The sequence below is a fragment of the Marisediminitalea alba genome (genome assembly GCF_002993365.1).
Taxonomy (GTDB): Bacteria; Pseudomonadota; Gammaproteobacteria; order Enterobacterales; family Alteromonadaceae; genus Alteromonas; species Alteromonas alba.
Map to the genome: position 1 here is coordinate 37731 of NZ_PVNP01000190.1, position 16870 is coordinate 54600.

Annotated in this window: 18 protein-coding genes; 7 read left to right on the forward strand and 11 right to left on the reverse strand. The window is 50.2% G+C overall.

Annotated elements, in window-relative coordinates:
- Window positions 1–194: 194 nt before the first annotated feature.
- Genes C6Y40_RS17580 through C6Y40_RS17590 form a run of 3 tightly spaced genes read left to right on the forward strand, consistent with a single transcriptional unit; the run spans window position 195 to window position 4302 of the window.
- On the forward strand, window positions 195–2147 hold the full coding sequence (locus C6Y40_RS17580) for a transglycosylase SLT domain-containing protein (protein ID WP_105935710.1): 1953 nt from the start codon (window positions 195–197) through the stop codon (window positions 2145–2147).
- A 57-nt stretch (window positions 2148–2204) separates the two neighbouring features.
- Window positions 2205–3539 carry a Xaa-Pro dipeptidase gene (pepQ, locus tag C6Y40_RS17585; RefSeq protein ID WP_105935749.1) on the forward strand — a complete coding sequence of 445 codons (1335 nt, stop codon included), beginning with the start codon at window positions 2205–2207 and terminating at the stop codon, window positions 3537–3539.
- Between the two features lie 52 nt (window positions 3540–3591).
- Complete coding sequence (locus C6Y40_RS17590; RefSeq protein ID WP_420836942.1) at window positions 3592–4302, forward strand: ZIP family metal transporter; 711 nt, start codon at window positions 3592–3594, stop codon at window positions 4300–4302.
- Here C6Y40_RS17590 and ispB read toward each other — a convergent pair.
- The gene (gene ispB, locus C6Y40_RS17595; protein ID WP_105935711.1) at window positions 4299–5270 is read right to left on the reverse strand and encodes an octaprenyl diphosphate synthase; all 972 of its coding nucleotides are present in this window, start codon (window positions 5268–5270) and stop codon (window positions 4299–4301) included. The two genes, C6Y40_RS17590 and ispB, sit on opposite strands and share 4 nt — an antisense overlap.
- 688 nt (window positions 5271–5958) lie before the next feature.
- Between ispB and rplU the strand changes: the two genes are divergently transcribed.
- The 4 genes from rplU (at window position 5959) to folA (ending at window position 8386) form a co-directional block, all read left to right on the forward strand.
- On the forward strand, window positions 5959–6270 hold the full coding sequence (gene rplU, locus C6Y40_RS17600) for a 50S ribosomal protein L21 (RefSeq protein ID WP_105935712.1): 312 nt from the start codon (window positions 5959–5961) through the stop codon (window positions 6268–6270).
- Between the two features lie 15 nt (window positions 6271–6285).
- The gene (gene rpmA, locus C6Y40_RS17605; RefSeq protein ID WP_105935713.1) at window positions 6286–6543 is read left to right on the forward strand and encodes a 50S ribosomal protein L27; all 258 of its coding nucleotides are present in this window, start codon (window positions 6286–6288) and stop codon (window positions 6541–6543) included.
- 163 nt (window positions 6544–6706) lie between these two features.
- Window positions 6707–7861 (forward strand): Obg family GTPase CgtA, encoded by a 1155-nt coding sequence (cgtA, locus tag C6Y40_RS17610; RefSeq protein ID WP_105935714.1) that lies wholly within the window; start codon window positions 6707–6709, stop codon window positions 7859–7861.
- Between the two features lie 30 nt (window positions 7862–7891).
- Window positions 7892–8386, forward strand: coding sequence for a type 3 dihydrofolate reductase (gene folA, locus C6Y40_RS17615; RefSeq protein WP_240622003.1), 495 nt, complete (start codon window positions 7892–7894; stop codon window positions 8384–8386).
- A 41-nt stretch (window positions 8387–8427) separates the two neighbouring features.
- On the opposite strand, the gene rpoS is transcribed toward folA, so the two are convergent.
- The 10 genes from rpoS to C6Y40_RS17665 form a co-directional block, all read right to left on the reverse strand.
- On the reverse strand, window positions 8428–9420 hold the full coding sequence (gene rpoS / locus C6Y40_RS17620) for an RNA polymerase sigma factor RpoS (RefSeq protein WP_105935715.1): 993 nt from the start codon (window positions 9418–9420) through the stop codon (window positions 8428–8430).
- A gap of 76 nt (window positions 9421–9496) precedes the next feature.
- Window positions 9497–10240: a peptidoglycan DD-metalloendopeptidase family protein gene (locus C6Y40_RS17625; RefSeq protein ID WP_240622004.1), complete on the reverse strand. Its 744-nt coding sequence runs from the start codon at window positions 10238–10240 to the stop codon at window positions 9497–9499.
- A 92-nt stretch (window positions 10241–10332) separates the two neighbouring features.
- Complete coding sequence (locus tag C6Y40_RS17630) at window positions 10333–10911, reverse strand: YqaA family protein (RefSeq protein WP_105935716.1); 579 nt, start codon at window positions 10909–10911, stop codon at window positions 10333–10335.
- A complete protein-coding gene (locus C6Y40_RS17635) occupies window positions 10908–11543 on the reverse strand; it encodes a protein-L-isoaspartate(D-aspartate) O-methyltransferase (RefSeq protein ID WP_105935717.1) in 636 nt (211 codons plus the stop codon). The genes C6Y40_RS17630 and C6Y40_RS17635 overlap by 4 nt, the downstream gene beginning before the upstream one ends.
- Window positions 11544–11584: 41 nt before the next feature.
- Window positions 11585–12328, reverse strand: coding sequence for a 5'/3'-nucleotidase SurE (surE, locus tag C6Y40_RS17640; RefSeq protein ID WP_105935718.1), 744 nt, complete (start codon window positions 12326–12328; stop codon window positions 11585–11587).
- Between the two features lie 45 nt (window positions 12329–12373).
- Window positions 12374–13432: a tRNA pseudouridine(13) synthase TruD gene (gene truD / locus C6Y40_RS17645; RefSeq protein ID WP_105935719.1), complete on the reverse strand. Its 1059-nt coding sequence runs from the start codon at window positions 13430–13432 to the stop codon at window positions 12374–12376.
- A gap of 5 nt (window positions 13433–13437) precedes the next feature.
- Window positions 13438–13908 carry a 2-C-methyl-D-erythritol 2,4-cyclodiphosphate synthase gene (gene ispF, locus C6Y40_RS17650; RefSeq protein ID WP_105935720.1) on the reverse strand — a complete coding sequence of 157 codons (471 nt, stop codon included), beginning with the start codon at window positions 13906–13908 and terminating at the stop codon, window positions 13438–13440.
- A 9-nt stretch (window positions 13909–13917) separates the two neighbouring features.
- Window positions 13918–14658: a 2-C-methyl-D-erythritol 4-phosphate cytidylyltransferase gene (gene ispD, locus C6Y40_RS17655; protein ID WP_105935721.1), complete on the reverse strand. Its 741-nt coding sequence runs from the start codon at window positions 14656–14658 to the stop codon at window positions 13918–13920.
- 40 nt (window positions 14659–14698) lie between these two features.
- Window positions 14699–14989 (reverse strand): cell division protein FtsB, encoded by a 291-nt coding sequence (gene ftsB, locus C6Y40_RS17660; RefSeq protein WP_170308527.1) that lies wholly within the window; start codon window positions 14987–14989, stop codon window positions 14699–14701.
- A 49-nt stretch (window positions 14990–15038) separates the two neighbouring features.
- Window positions 15039–16751 carry a TIGR03545 family protein gene (locus C6Y40_RS17665; RefSeq protein WP_170308528.1) on the reverse strand — a complete coding sequence of 571 codons (1713 nt, stop codon included), beginning with the start codon at window positions 16749–16751 and terminating at the stop codon, window positions 15039–15041.
- Between the last annotated feature and the right edge of the window lie 119 nt (window positions 16752–16870).

A 16870-nucleotide genomic window follows, 5' to 3' on the forward strand; every position in this document is an offset into this window, starting at 1 on the left:
ATTTGTTGCCAATTTTGCTAAATTAGAAATACGGGCGGGCGATTCCGGCAATGCTGTTGTTGATGTTAGCACTGTTGGTTACTTTTTGCCCTGAAACTCGTACAAAAGCGAGTCATCGAATATCGCTGTTATCCCGGACGCGGAGTCTCTACACTACGAGACTCTGATATAGCCCGGGCAAAAAAGGAGATGTTGTGCAGGCATTGCGGTTAGTACTGCTGATCACGTTACTGAATTGGTTTGCTTCGCCGTATGCGGTGGCCGAAGACGGCAAACTGCGTGAACAGCAACGCGAACAATTTTTAAGCCTGGAAAAACAACTCAACACACTGCCGGTATCAAAACTTCCCGCTATTCATAAAGACATTGAGGATCTGGCAAACTACCCGCTGGTGCCGTATTTAAAACTACGACTTGCCGAGCGCACCCTGGGGAGCCTGTCCGACACTACCGTGAATGAATTTCTCGCCCGCTATGCAGGTACGCCTCTGGCGACTCATTTGCGCAAGCGCTGGCTGGACTTACTCAGCGACCAGCAAAGAAAAGCGGCTTTCATTGAAGCCTATCAGCCGGGGCTTGGCACTATATATACCTGCCGCTATCTGCACTATCAGCTACAGCAGTCCGACAACCCGGACTACTGGTTTGAGCAGGTCGATACGCTATGGTTGTCCGGACAGTCGCGTCCGGATGAGTGCGATCCGGTATTCAAACAGTGGCAACAGGCTGGCCATATGACCACAGACAGGGTGTTAGGTCGCATCGAGAAAGTGGTCAGAGGCGGCGATCGTAATTTGTTGGGTTATCTGCAGCGCAGGCTGCCTGCCTCGCATCATTATTTGGTGGATTTATGGCGGCAGACCCGTCGCTCATCGTCTACGGTACTGAAATACAGCTTGTTCCCGCGTAAGTATCCGGAGCAGGAAAAGGCCGTACTTTATTATGGCCTGATCCGGCTGGCTTGGCAGGCGCCAGCTAAAGCAATAAAAGCCTTTCAGTACTGGCAGGGCAAAATCGCATTCAGTGAAGCACAAATCAGACAAATTTATCGCGCCATTGCTATTAGTCTGGTGATTGAGGGTGACGATAATGCCAGTGAGTGGCTGGCGAAGGCAAATGTCCCTGATGCCGAAGAAGACGTCAGACACTGGCATCTTGCCTATATGCTGCGGCAAAATGACTGGCAGCAGGCTTTGCAAGTGATTCAGACCGCACCGGCAGAAGAACAGCGCCAGGACGCTTTTCGTTACTGGCGGGCACGTGGACTCTCAGAGCTTAGTGCTGAACAAGTTCCCCAACAACTTTACGGTGAACTGGCCAAAGAACGCCATTATTATGGTTTTCTGGCCAGCGCTCGTTTGCAACAGCCCCCGGAACTGGCCGATCAGCCCCTTGAAATGAGCGACTACACTCTGGCCAGAATGAGCACGGTGCCGGCAGTTCAGCGGGCCTATGAGTTATTTAAACTGGGCCGCTATGTGGAAGCCCGGCGTGAGTGGTATTACCTGAACCGGCGCCTGACCAACGAAGAAAAGCGCGCGGTAACGCTGCTTGCCAGTGATTGGGGGTGGCACGATCAGGCGATTATTGGCTTTGCTCAAACCGGTTATTTCAATGATGTGCGCCGCCGCTTTCCCATGGCATTTGCCGAAGAGTTTCAGCAGCAAGCGTCCCAGCACGAGGTTGACCCGGCGCTGGCTATGGCGATTGCCCGGCGGGAGAGCTCGTTTATGGTTGATGCCGTGTCACCGGCTGGTGCCCGGGGCCTGATGCAACTGATGCCGGGCACCGTGAATTACATCAGTAAGCAGCGGGTGGGTTATAGCACTCTGCTTCAGCCTGAGCAAAACCTGGAATTTGGAATTCAGTATCTGAAATACCTTAACGACAAGCTCAACCACAATCCGGTGCTGGTGTCGGCATCCTATAATGCTGGCTGGCAACGGGTAATGGAGTGGTTGCCAACCAGCGGGGAGCAGTCGCTGGATGTGTGGATTGAAAACATCCCTTACCGGGAAACCCGCCATTATGTCAAAGCGGTGATGGCTTACCGTTATATCTACCAGGTACAACTTGGCCAGCCGTCACATCTGTTTGATACTTTGAGTCGCATGAAACTCTCGGCAGACAGCCTGACTTTACCTTAGGCGCGTGGTAGTGTTATGCGCCATAATATAAGCATAAAAGATAACGACAGAGGCACTATGACAGAGCATCACGACCTGTATGCAGCGCATATTGAAACCCTTCAGCAACGTACTCGCGAAGCCGTGGAACGTGAAGGACTGGAAGGGTTGGTTATTCACTCAGGTCAAAGCAAGCGATTGTTTTTAGACGACAACCATTATCCTTTTAAGGTTAATCCACAGTTTAAGGCCTGGTTACCGGTTATCGATAACCCAAACTGCTGGCTGGTAGTTAACGGGTTGGATAAGCCTAAGCTGATTTTTTACCGGCCTACCGACTTCTGGCACAAGGTACCGCCCGAGCCCAACGAATACTGGACTGACTGTTTCGACGTCGTCATGCTTAAGCAGGCGGATATGGTGGAAAAGCATCTGCCTTATGACAAACGCAACTTTGCCTATGTGGGCGAGTATATTGAAGTAGCCAGTGCGTTGGGCTTTAACAATGTGAACCCCGACCGTGCACTGCATTATTTACATTACCAGCGCGCTTATAAAACTGACTATGAGCTCGCCTGCATGCGCGAAGCTAACCGTATTGCGGTGGCTGGTCATCGGGCGGCGGCGCAGGCCTTCTTTGCCGGCGAAAGCGAGTTTTATATTAACCTGGCTTACAATGCCGCTACCCAGCAGGGCGACAATGATGTGCCCTATACTGGTATCGTTGCGCTCAATGAGCATTGTTCGATTCTCCACTATATGCACTACGACACAGCCAAACCAGACCAGCATCGTTCTTTTCTGATTGATGCCGGCGCTAATTACAATGGCTATGCAGCAGACATTACCCGTACTTACTCGGTAGGGGATAATCCGTTTAAAGGCCTGATCCGCGAGCTTGATAAGCTCACCCTGTCACTGGCAGAGCGGTTAAAACCAGGTGTGGATTATGCTGATATTCACCTGGCAGCCCATGAAGGGATCGCCAATGTGCTGGTGCAGGCTGGTCTGGTCAATATGACCGCCGAGGACTGTCTGGCACAGGGCATTACCCGTACTTTCTTCCCGCACGGGATTGGCCACTTCCTGGGGTTACAGGTTCATGATGTGGGCGGACTGGTAATGGATGATCGCGGCACACCCAAGCCTGCGCCTGACGATCACCCGTTTTTACGCTGTACCCGCACGGTGGAAGCCCGTCAGGTCTTTACTATCGAACCGGGCTTGTATTTTATTGAGTCTCTGCTGGCCGACCTCAAAAGCAGCGAGTCTTCCAAATACATCAACTGGGATGTGGTCGGTACTTATCGCCCCTACGGTGGTATCCGTATTGAAGATAACATTATCGTGCATCGTGACAACAACGAAAATATGACCAGGATTGCCGAACGGATTGCCGAACAAAAAAACTAACTAAGAGCTCGCGAAATAACATGTTGGACGTACATTTTACAGAGGCAAGCGCGTGGCAGACCCGTCGGTAGTATATGTAGTGATCGTTGCACTGGTGGCGGGGTTAGCTATGCCCGCCGGTGGCTTATTGGCCAAGGTTGAAGGCGTGTTCCCGGCCTGGCTGGATGAAGAGCTGCGTCACAGCATTCTGGCGATGGGGGCGGGGGCTCTGTTGTCGGCTGTGGCGCTGGTACTGGTGCCAGAAGGCATGAAAGACCTCGGTACCACGGCGTCCTGTGTTAGCTTTTTACTTGGTGCTTTTGCTTTTATGGGGCTGGATATCTGGCTGGCCCGCAATGATTTACCTGCCAGCCAGCTGGCGTCTATGTTATCTGATTTTATTCCCGAATCTATCGCCCTTGGCACTACCGCCGCATTAGGCGGAGGCAGTGTTTTACTGGGCTTGTTGGTTGCAGTGCAGAACTTTCCAGAAGGGTTTAATGCCTACCGGGAGCTGAAAGCGGCCGGACACTATAGCGCCCGTCGGATCCTGGTGATGTTTTTATTTATGGCGTTGCTTGGACCAGTCATGGCATTGATAGGCTATTATTTGCTGGCACAGTATACGGTAATTGTTTCTGCCATTATGTTATTCGCCGCCGGCGGTATCCTGTATTCAGTACTACAGGATATCGCGCCTCAGGTACGCATGGAAAACAGCTGGGCACCACCTCTGGGCGGGATCCTCGGCTTTATGATAGGAATGCTCGGATTTAGTCTTTAGCTATTACGGTCTACAGCGATGTGCGCCAAAGCAATAAGCGCCTGCTTGTAATCACTTTCTGGCAATACGTTAAGGGCTGATATTGCCATATCAGCCTCTTCAAAGGCTTTCCGACGGGTGTAGTTCAGTGCACCGGTGTCGTTCATCACCGTTACAATACGCTGTAAATGCGGTAAACCGTTGGCTTTTTCGATGGCCTCGCGGATCAGTGCTGCATCTTCATCACCGGCATGCCACATGGCGTAAAGCAAAGGCAGGGTAGGCTTACCTTCGGCCAGATCGTCACCGGCGTTCTTACCCATGGCATCGCTGTCTGATTCGTAATCAAGAATATCATCGGCCAGTTGGAAAGCAGTACCTAAGTGACGGCCATAGGCCTGCATAGCCTGTTCAATCTCATCCGACTGGCCGGTGATTACCGCCGCTAACTGGGTTGCCGCTTCAAACAGACGGGCGGTTTTACCGTAGATAACGTCAAAATAGCTGGCTTCAGTTGTATCCGGGTCGTTGCAGTTCATTAACTGCTGCACTTCGCCCTGAGCAATGCGGTTAGTGGAGTCAGACAGTATTTCCATCACCCGCATACTTTGCAACTCCACCATCATCTGGAAGCTGCGGGTGTAAAGGAAATCACCCACCAGTACGCTGGCCTGGTTACCGAACAGTGCATTGGCCGTTTCGCGGCCCCGGCGCATGGTTGATTCATCTACAACGTCATCGTGTAACAGCGTGGCAGTATGGATAAACTCAATGATTGCGGCCAGTGTGTGGTGCTGGCCGGATTCGATTTGCAGTGCTCTGGCTGCCAACACGGTTAACAACGGACGCAGGCGCTTGCCGCCACTATTAACTATGTAAAAGCCGAGTTGATTGATCAGGGCAACATCCGAATCAACCTGCTGCTGGATCAGTTGGTTAACTGCCTGCATGTCGGATTCGGCCAATGCTTTTATTTGATCAATATTCATAGCGTCTCGTAGTGTCCGGTACGTGTAAGCTGACTGGCAGCAGATTGTACATAAATATTACCGTCTATCCAGTGAATTAGATTAATTTCGCCATAAATAATACCAATCCGCATAGGAGTTTACCCTCTCAGAGTGAGTCAAAACGACTTAGATCACGACGCGTTCTCTGTGGCATAGTCATTCTATGTCCAGAGGGCGCAACACAGATGTAAGTCGTTTTGGCCACTCCCTTCGGGCAAGGCTGGCAGGCTTTCTGGCGTTGTTACGCTTGCTTGATTTGGAACCACCAAACCTGTGCAACCAAGCCTAGCCAGAAAGCCTGCCAGTCTTGCTGAGTGGGCAAACTCCTATGCGGATTGGTATCACAGCCCTACCGGGATAAACAACACGGGATCCTGGGATCGGGATGTGGCGATCCCTGCGACTATAAGACAAACACAATCTACAGTATAGTAACGGATGCCAACCGCATGAGCTTGAAATTGTTGATAAATATCAATAAAAACAGGCGTTTTGGTTAGCCGCTAAACCTGTTAAAATGGTTGCTCTGGCCGGGGATCGATAACTTCGCTCGAAAAATAAACTTTTTTCGCATTATGGGGTTGTGATCGAAAATTGATTCACGTACAATTCGCGCCCTGTTTTAGAATTGAAAGCGCAATAAATTTGGCGCAGAGCGGAGAAAGTTATGTACGCGGTTTTCCAAAGTGGTGGTAAACAACACCGTGTGGCCGAAGGTCAAACCGTTCGTCTCGAGAAGATCGAAGTCGCTCCAGGCGACAGTGTAGAGTTTGATAACGTATTAATGGTTAGCAATGGTGACGACGTTAAAATCGGCACACCATATGTTGCCGGTGGTAAAGTGACTGCTGAAGTTGTTACACACGGTCGTGGCGATAAAGTAAAAATCGTTAAGTTCCGTCGTCGTAAGCACTCGCGTAAGCAAGCGGGTCACCGTCAGTGGTTCACTGAAGTGAAAATCACTGGTATTAACGCATAATAGGAGCATAGACACATGGCACACAAAAAAGCTGGTGGTAGTACCAAAAACGGTCGCGACTCAGAAAGTAAACGCTTAGGTGTTAAGCGTTTTGGTGGTGAGTCTGTGCTGGCCGGTAACATCATTGTTAGACAGCGCGGCACTCGTTTCCACGCTGGCAACAACATGGGTATCGGTAAAGATCACACCCTGTTCGCATTAGCTGACGGTAAAGTTAAGTTCGAAGTTAAAGGACCTAACAACCGTAAGTTTGTGAGCATTGTTGCTGAATAAAGCGCAATCGTTTACTGATTCAAAAAACCCCGCGCTTGCGGGGTTTTTTATTGCAGGTAACATAGCAGTTTATAATTATCGGAGTGAAGAAACGGCCCTGGTGGCTATCCTCTTCGATAAAGTGAGTTACACTTAAAAGTTTAGGGTTCGGTCCGGGGTAAACATGAAATTTGTAGATGAAGCTGAAATTCGAGTTGAAGCAGGTGATGGCGGCAACGGTACCATTGGATTTCGTCGCGAAAAATATGTCCCCAAGGGTGGCCCGGACGGTGGTGACGGTGGCGACGGCGGTAGTGTGTACTTACAAGCGGACGAGAACCTCAACACCCTTATCGATTATCGTTTTGAGCGTTTCCACCGCGCGGAGCGTGGCCAGAACGGTATGGGTGGTAACTGTACGGGGAAGGCCGGTGAAGATCTTACCGTGATGGTACCCATCGGTACCCGTGCAACCGACGCCGATACGCAGGAAGTTCTGGGCGATTTAACCCGTCATGGTCAGCGTTTAAAAGTAGCGCAGGGCGGTTTCCATGGTCTTGGTAATGCTCGTTTTAAAAGCAGTACAAACCGGGCTCCACGGCAAAAAACCAACGGCACCCCGGGAGAAATTCGCAACCTTAAGCTGGAACTGATGTTGTTGGCTGACGTTGGTCTGTTAGGCTTACCGAATGCCGGTAAATCCACCTTTATTCGTTCGGTATCGGCGGCCAAGCCAAAGGTAGCGGATTATCCCTTTACTACCCTGGTACCTAACTTAGGCGTAGTCAGGCAGGATGCACAACGCAGCTTCGTTATTGCGGATATTCCTGGGTTAATCGAAGGCGCATCCGAGGGTGCGGGTTTAGGTATTCGCTTCCTTAAACACCTGGAGCGCTGCCGGGTACTGTTGCATCTGGTTGACCTGATGCCTGCCGATCAGTCTGATCCGGCTGAAAATGCCATTACGATCATTAATGAACTCGAGAAGTACAGCCCTAAGCTGGCCGGCAAACCGCGCTGGCTGGTATTTAATAAAATCGATCTGTTACTCGAGGAAGAAGCCGAAGAATTGTGCCAGCAAATTGTCGATAAGCTTGAATGGGACGGTCCGGTATTTTATATCTCTGCATTCCAGCGCATCGGTCTGGAGCCGCTGTGTCTTGAGATTATGAACTTTATTGAGAATCTGCCGGACGAACTCGAAGATGAGCAGGAAAAGCGTGAAGTTGAGTTTAAGTGGGATACTTATAACCCGGAGCCTGAAGCGGATGACGATGATGACGACTGGGACGATGATGATGACGACGACTACGACGTTGAAGTGATCTACCGTAAGTAATCCGGCTTTAGCAGTAAGGTGGCAGTAAATATGAAAATAGCGATGATTGCCGCAACGGCGAACAACCGGGTGATTGGCAAAGATAACCAGATGCCCTGGCATATGCCGGCCGATTTGGCCCATTTTAAACGCACCACGCTTGGCAAGCCTGTCATTATGGGGCGCAAGACCTACGAGTCGATTGGCAGAGCCTTACCGGGACGGCTGAACATAGTCATCACTGCTGATAGCAGCTATCAACTGGCAGATGCTGTAGTGGTTAATTCTATCGAAGATGCTCTTAATCAGGCGCAACAGCAGGCGCCTGAAGAGGTGATGATTATTGGTGGTGGTAAAATTTACAGCAGCCTGCTTGGCAAAGCCGACCGCCTGTATCTTACACTCATAGATTTAGACACCGACGGTGATACCCATTTTCCGGATTATCAGGCCGACGGCGACTGGTTGCTGGTTGAAGAACAGGCATGTGAGCCAGACGAGAAAAACCCGTATCCTTACCGCTTTGTCACTCTGGACAGACAGTAAACACAAAAACGCCCCTCTTTGAGGGGCGTTTGTTTATCAGTTTAACTCAGGCGACTAAAGACGCTTTCTAAATCCAGCCCCTGGCTGCTGAGCATGTCTTTGAGACGACGCAAGCCTTCTACCTGAATCTGACGTACCCTTTCCCGGGTCAGGCCAATCTCAGCGCCTACGTCTTCCAGCGTAGATGGTTCGTAACCCATCAGACCAAACCGCCGTGCCAGAACTTCACGTTGCTTGGCGTTAAGCTCCTGTAACCAGGACACAATATTTTGTTTAATATTGCTATCCTGAAGTTCGTCTTCCGGACTGGATTCGTTATCATCGGCCAGAATATCCAGCAGTGCTTTGTCGTTTTCGCCACCGATGGGAGTATCAACGGAGCTGATACGTTCGTTAAGACGCAACATCTTGCTGACTTCATCAATAGGTTTATCGAGATGCAGAGCAATGTCTTCTGCCGTTGGTTCGTGATCAAGCTCCTGAGCCAGTTCACGCGCCGCACGCAGATAAACGTTCAATTCTTTCACCACATGAATTGGTAACCGAATAGTCCGGGTCTGGTTCATAATGGCTCGTTCAATCGTCTGACGAATCCACCATGTCGCGTAAGTTGAAAATCTGAATCCTCGTTCCGGATCAAACTTTTCCACCGCCCGAATCAATCCAAGATTGCCCTCCTCAATAAGATCCAGCAGTGCCAGGCCTCTATTATTGTAACGACGGGCAATTTTCACTACCAACCTGAGGTTGCTAACGATCATTCGTTTACGGGATGCTTCACAGCCTTTCAGTGCTCTGCGTGCAAAATGTACTTCCTCTTCTGCGGTGAGCAGAGGTGAATAGCCAATTTCACTCAGATATAACTGTGTTGCATCCAGTGTTTTAGAGACCTCTTCCTGATTTGACCAGGTTTCGGCCTTGGTTTTTTCATTTTCTTCTAACAACTCGTCGTCTTTGATATTCTCATTAACTTCGATGTTGTCTACTTCGTCTTGGGGTGTTGCGTCGATGACAGCGATATTTTGTTGACCCACAACTGTATCTCCTGCGTTGTTTTACCTTACGACGTTCTCCTGATTTCTTAATTATTATTATTATTATTATTTATTGTTATTGTTTGATTGGTAAATATTTCATCGGTTCAACAGCTTTTCCCCGATAGCGTATTTCAAAATGGAGCTTTACTTTTGTTGTACCAGTATCGCCCATTTTCGCAATTTCCTGACCCGCGCTAACCCATTCCCGCTCACTAACCAGTATCCGGTCATTGTGGGCGTAAGCACTTAAAAACGATTCGGTATGTTTTATTATTATTAGGTTCCCGTATCCGCGCAGCGCGTTACCAGCGTATACAACTTTCCCTGAGGCAGCAGCAACGACTTCGCTGCCCTGATTTGAGTAAATGTCGACCCCTGTTTGAGTAGTCTGACCGTTACTGTTTGATAATTCGATTCGACCTTGCGCAGGCCAAATCCATCTTTCAACACGTTGTGGGAAACCATTTATCTTGGGTTTACTCACAACTCCTTTTGTGTTGTTAACATCTGATTTACAATCACAATACGCCTGGCTATCTTTTTGGTCAATAGACATTTTTGGGTTTTGCTTGCTGGTTTGACCAGTCACATTATTGACAGTGTGTGATTTTTTTGACACTCTTCGCGGTTGCTGTAAATTCAGTGTTTGACCGGGATAAATGTTGTAGGGTTCAGACAACGAATTCCATTTCGCTATATCCCGGTAATCATTCCCTGTGTACCAGGCAATCGCATAGAGTGTGTCGCCGGCCTTTACCGTATAATTGGTTAGCTTTTCCTCGGCTTCAGGATAATGCTGACTATTGAGCACTACCACCGGTGCCGGACGCTCCGGACCAGCGCAGCTGACTAACGTTATGCTGGCAATCAGGCTAATGACAACGCGCATTACGCTAGTACCGTTAAATTTCATCGTAGCATCAGATAAGCGACAATCGCCAGTCCAACCACTGCCCAACCGAGCACTTCTACGTACTTACGCAATTGCTCTTCCATTCTTGCGCCGCCCCACTTCATTAGTGATGCAACTAAAAAGAATCTCGCACCCCGACCTATCGCTGAGGCGATTAAAAAGGGCAGAAAAGCCATCTGTAAGAAACCGGCACTGATAGTAAAGACTTTATAGGGAATAGGCGAGAAACCGGCCAGAAAGACCACCCAGACGCCATAGGTTTCGAACCAGCCAATGGCAGTTTCCAGTTTATGCGCATATCCCGATGCTTCAATGAATGGCTGGAGTAACGTATCGAAAGCAAAAAAGCCCAACAGGTAACCGGCTACACCACCTACAATAGAAGCCAGCGTGGTGATCAGGGCAAAATGCCAGGCCCGGGAGGGTTGTGAAAGTGACATAGGCGCCAGCATGACATCAGGCGGAATAGGAAAAATCACCGATTCGGCAAAACTCAGCAATGCCAGATAACGACTGGCGGCCGGGTGTTTAGACCAGCGTAAGGCCAGGTCGTAACAAGGTTGGAATAATTTCAAAGGAGGTCTCCGGCCACCAGGGGCACAAAACGAACCGCTTCCACTGTGGTGCTGTGCAGCTCGCCCTCAATTTTATCGATGCACAACAATTGTTGTTGATCATCGCCCACCGGGATCACCAGCCGGCCGCCTTCATTAAGCTGATCGGTAAGAGCTTCGGGCACGCTGCTGGCAGCTGCAGTAACAATAATACAATCATAAGGCGCTTTACTGCTCCAGCCTTGCCAGCCGTCGCCGTGTTTCATTTTTATGTTATGTAAATCCAGTTGATTCATGCGCCGTTTAGCCTGAAATTGCAGGGCTTTGATGCGCTCAACCGAGAATACCTGGGGGAACAGCAGCGCCAGAATAGCAGTCTGGTAACCTGAGCCGGTACCAATTTCCAGTACTGAACTGGCGGAATTGGGGGCTGCCAGCAGCAGCTCACTCATTTTGGCAACAATATAAGGTTGCGAGATGGTTTGTCCCTGACCAATGGGTAAAGCCGTATTCTGATAGGCTTTATGCTGCAATGCATCCGGTAAAAAGCGTTCGCGGGGAACACTGGCTATTGCATTGAGCACCTTTTGATTCGAAATCCCTTCGTCGCACAACAATTGTGCCAGTGCATCGCCTTTTCTTGTTGTTCTCATGTGTCATTAATTCTTGTTACGGGTTATTTTTCTTATCGGGCTTACATTTCAAGCCATTTTTCCATTTCTGCAATACTATCGCGAGCTGTCATATCCACACTTAAAGGCGTGACAGAACAATAGCCATGAGCGATAGCGTGAAAATCCGTTCCCGGTCCGGCATCCTGCTCTGCGCCGGCCGGTCCGTACCAGTAAATTGGCCGTCCAAAAGCGTCTTTGGCTTTTACCATGGACTCGGCGCGATGGCGTCGCCCCTGACGGGTAACCTTCACACCTGCTAATTCTTCATAAGGGAGATCAGGCACGTTAATATTCAGGATCTGATTAGCAGGCAGCGGGTGGGTGATTAATTTTTCAATCACTTCTACTACTACCCGGGCTGCGGTTTCAAAATGTCCGCCGTCATAGTTACACAGCGATACCGCAATGGCTGGCAACCCCATGTAACGCCCTTCTGTGGCGGCGGCTACAGTACCGGAGTAAATAACGTCATCACCCAGATTCGCGCCATGATTAATGCCCGAGACCACCAGTTCAGGATCCTCTTCCAGAAAACTGTTAACGCCCAGATGGACACAGTCAGAAGGCGTACCGTTGACGGCGAAAAAGCCGCTGTCCATTTTCTGAATGCGCAATGGCTGATGCAATGACAAGGCATTACTCGCGCCGCTGCAGTTGCGGTCGGGGGCAATGACAGTGACATCATGCTGTTTTGCCAGCGCGGCATGCATGGTGGCAATACCTTTGGCAAAAACGCTGTCGTCATTACTGAGTAGTATTTTCATAAGCAGTTAACGTATACCGGTTGTATCTACAGGAAATGTGTTCCATCAGGCTAATTCGGTGGTAAGCAGACATTCTCTTAAAACCGTGGTAGCAAAACAGCCTGAGGGCAGGAAAAATCGTATGATTAATGTATCACCTTGCTGATTGCATTCAAGCCGTTGGGGCCAAATAATCGCAGCGCGGCGTTCCATGCTGAGTTTCTGGCCGGCCAAAAACGCGGTTACCTCCGGATAACCGGCGGCAGTTTTCAGCTCAGCTGTTTTGGCTGCACCGGCTGAGCCGATATCGCCCTTACCCCACAGGGGGACAGTGGTGGATAAATCCTGCCGGTCTAATCGCTCGATCAGGACTTCCGTTTCTTCATCGGCAACAAATATGCTGTTAGAACCGGTGAGATTAATAACATCACCGGGCAAAATGGCCTTCAGACGGCCCTCGGCAATGCGGGCCGATAGCATTTCATTAAACAGCCAGCTGCGCAGTGCCGACAAAGCCATAGACCGCTTATTGCGATTTTTAATGACCTCACCATTTAGCATGCGCTCTGCCATTAGCAAATTGCCGCCACGGTTAACCTCGCCGCTTTCACTGATACGCTGGATGCCAAAGCGTTGACTGCCATAATAATTGGGTACGCCTTGTTGGGCAGCCTGATGGAGCCGGTCGGTGACCGCTTTCGGCTCGCTTACGTCACGCAGGGTAATTTCAAAGGTATTGCCTTTTAACTGCCCGGTGCGTAACTTTTTATTGTGGCGCTTTACCTGAAGAATACGTGTGCCTTCGAGGGTAAATTCGTCCCAGTTAAACTCTGCTTTGCCTGGCACATGCAAACCGAACCACTGCCGGGTAACGGCATATTTATCTTTGCGGCCAGCATAGGTGACCTGCCGGAGTGGCAAACCGCAGAAACTGGCCAGCTGTTCTGCCACAAAGGCGGTATTGAGCTGGGTTTTCTCAAGCTCGATATAGATATGCTCTCCCTCTCCGGAAAGCGTATAACCAAGCTCTTCGGTTACTTTAAAGTCTTCAACCTGTTGCTTCAGCAGCCCGCTGGCGACAGGCTTATCGTTGAGGTACTGCCAGTGTTGCGTGTTTAATTGCATGCTATTCACTTAGTAATCAGCACAACTGCGTGTGCCGCAATGCCCTCTTTACGCCCGGCAAAGCCGAGCTTTTCGGTGGTCGTGGCCTTTACATTGATTTGATCGGTGTCGACTGCGCAGTCTTCTGCCAGTAAGCGCTGCATGGTAGTGATATGCGGCGCCATTTTGGGTGCCTGGGCAACGATAGTCATATCTGCATTGACCAGCTTATAGCCCAGGTTATGTAACCGGGCTATTACATCACGTAATAATCCGCGACTATCGGCACCGGCATAGGCGTTGTCGGTATCCGGGAAGTGCTTACCGATATCGCCCAGTGCGGCCGCACCTAACAGTGCGTCGCAGAGGGCATGGATAAGTACATCGCCGTCAGAGTGGGCGAGCAGACCCTGTTCATAGTCAATGGATACACCACCAATAGTAATCGGGCCTTCGCCGCCGAATTTGTGAACGTCGTAACCGTGTCCGATCCGCATATGTGTCACTTACCTGCTTTGTTGTAAATAAAATTGCGCCAGCGGCAAATCTGCCGGGCGTGTAATCTTTATGTTGGCCGGATCGCTGTCGATTAACTCAACGGTGTATCCGGCAAATTCCATGGCTGAGGCTTCATCGGTCACTACGGCACCAGCCCTGAGCGCTGACGCCAGCGCTTCACGCAACTTGTCCGCCCTGAATAACTGAGGAGTCAGCGCATGCCAGAGGTTATCCCGCTTTTCCGTTTTAAGCACCACCGGGTTGGCAGCATCTGCGCTGGCCCGTTTCATGGTGTCGCGAACCGGCGTGGCAAGGATGCCGCCGCCAAAGTCGTCTGCCTCAGTACGTTCAATTAAGCGGCTAATGTCGCTGCTGTTTACGCAGGGGCGCGCGGCGTCATGCACCAGCGCCCACTCGTTGCCGGCTAACTCAACCAGTGCGTTGTTTACCGACTCAGCGCGACTTTCCCCGCCGTCTACTATAGTTAGCCATGGCGCATTCTGCAGCGACAACTGGCTAAAGTATTGATCAATGGGACTCAGGGCAACTACCACCCTGGATATGGCGGGATGGGCCGCCAGTTTTAATAAGGTGTGTTCCAGAATCGTTTGCGAGCCAATGGTGAGATATTGCTTGGGGCGGTCGGCCTGCATCCGTGAACCAATACCCGCCGCGGGTACCACGGCAACAATAGATGTATTAGCTTTGCTCAAAGGTTTGATTCTCTTTGTTGTTTTTTTGATGGTCATTGTTGGAGTGGATTAAGGAAACCAACGCTAACTGCGCCACTTAGTCATCTTCGCTGGGCAGTATACGGTAAAAGGTTTCACCCCGTTTGATCAGGCCAAGCTCGTTTCTGGCTCTTTCTTCTACCGCCTCCAGGCCAATAGTGAGGTCGCTGATATCAGCCTTTAGCAGCGCATTACGCTGCACCAGATTAGCGTTTTGCTGATGCTGTTTTTGCACTTCCTGTTGTTTGGCCAGATAATCAGGAATACTGTTTTTCCCGAACCACAGGCGATACTGCAGCGCGCCTAACAGCGCCAGCAGAATAAAAAGGATTGCCCGATCTCGCCACACAATGAACACCTGTTCGAATTAGTCGAAGTTATTATGCCGCGCCGGATGCTCAACGTCCATCCAGTTTATCGAACAGTTTGTTCAGCAGCTTGTCTTTGTGTTGCTCTACCGCGTTTTTGAAGGTCGCCTGAAGTAACTCCTGCAGCGCGGCTTCATCGCCCTGAGTGGCACTCATCCAGGTTGAGATATTGCCCAGCTCGCTGGCCAGATTATCATCCTGACTGCCTACCATATCCTGTAATTTATTGTTCAGCTCGTTGAGTTTATCCTGCTGTGAGGTGCTGAGGCTGGAAAGTGCCGCGTTGGCCAGCTGGCGGTCGAGGTCAGATGAAAAACCAAAATTTGGTGCACTTAAGCTGCCGCCAATGTTCATGGTCATATCAAGCTGTTGCAGGCTGTCGAGCAGGCTGGCAATGGCGTTGGTCAGGCTGTCGCTGCCCGTTGCTGCCATGGTCAGCTTAGTCAGATCCACAGTGCCTGAGCCATCCAGCATATTATCGGTGATTTTAAGCGAGCCACTGGCCGCCAGTAAGGCCTGTTTGATAGAGGCATCAAGGCGCGGATTATCACTCAGCGAGACGCTGTCTAATAATAAGCCGGCAATTTGCCAGGTCTGCGACGCATCCAATCCGTCAGAATCCATAAAAAACTGCCCCTGCGTGGCAAACTTTTGTGCACCTTGGGCAGCGGCATTTAATATGAAGGTAGTAGGGTTGCCAAATACTGAGTGTTGGTTGGTGATATTTTTCCAGTCACCGGTTAGCAGTGTATCCTGCCAGTTAACGGATAGGTTGGCCTGCCTGACTAACACCTGCAGTGGCGTACCGTACTGTTCATCTGCTTGTGGCGCTTCGCCGCCCTTGAGTAAGGGCACCAGCAAATCAAAAGCGCTGAATAAATAACGGTTATACTGAGCCGCTTTATCGCCGAATACCGCTTCGGTTAATTGTGACAGGGCGGCCTGGTCGCCAGCGTAAACACCTTTGAGCAATTCGTAATCTTGCTGTGGTGCCGATTTTAAGGTTTTCAAAGCGCCGCTCATTGCGGTTCTGGCCTCACTGGCTTTTGCTCTGAAAGTGGTGATTTTTTCTTTATCGGTGCGAATTTGTTGCTTTAATTCATCAAATGCCGCTTTGGCTTTCACTACTTCTGCCGGATTTTTAAAGTCGGTGTCGCGAAGTTTCTGAATTTCGGCTTTGTAATACTCAAGGCGGGATTTGTCTGGCAGCGCCTGATAGTCAGTTTTAAGCTCGGCGGCATAAGTGTTGTAGGTGGTGCTGGCTTCTTCCACTGCTGCGGTGGTTTTCAGTGGTGAGCGTTCCAGCAATTCATCTACCGTTGGCAGAGCTTCCTTCGCTTCGGTTAAGAGTTCATCGAAGCTTTGTCCCTCAGGTTGGCGCAGTACTTTGCCCGGCGCAGGACGGGGCTGATTAAAAGCAACATCCAGTATATCCACCTGATTCATAATCAGTTGGTCAGACAATAACGGCATCAGTTCCACATCGCCTGCCAGACGCCCTACAACCAGCTGATTGTTTTGTGGCTGGGCCGGATCGGTAAAGCCTATCTCAGTCACTTCAACTTCCACTGGAAATAAACTGTGCTCAAAACCGCCAATGTTCACTTCTGCGCCATGAGCCTGGGTTAGCTGGGCTTCCAGCACTGATTTGATCAGCATGTCGGCAAACAGCCAGTAGATGATAACCGGGGTGAGAATTATCCCTGCTATCCAGACGGTAAACTTAGTGGCTCGACTCTGCATAACTTGCTCCTTTACTGTGATACACGCCATTTCCGTCAGGCTGTTAGATATCGCACAGCGACGCAGTGCACCGGCTCTGCCTTGACGCGCAAAAACTGGCCGGTTAATGTGGCAACAAA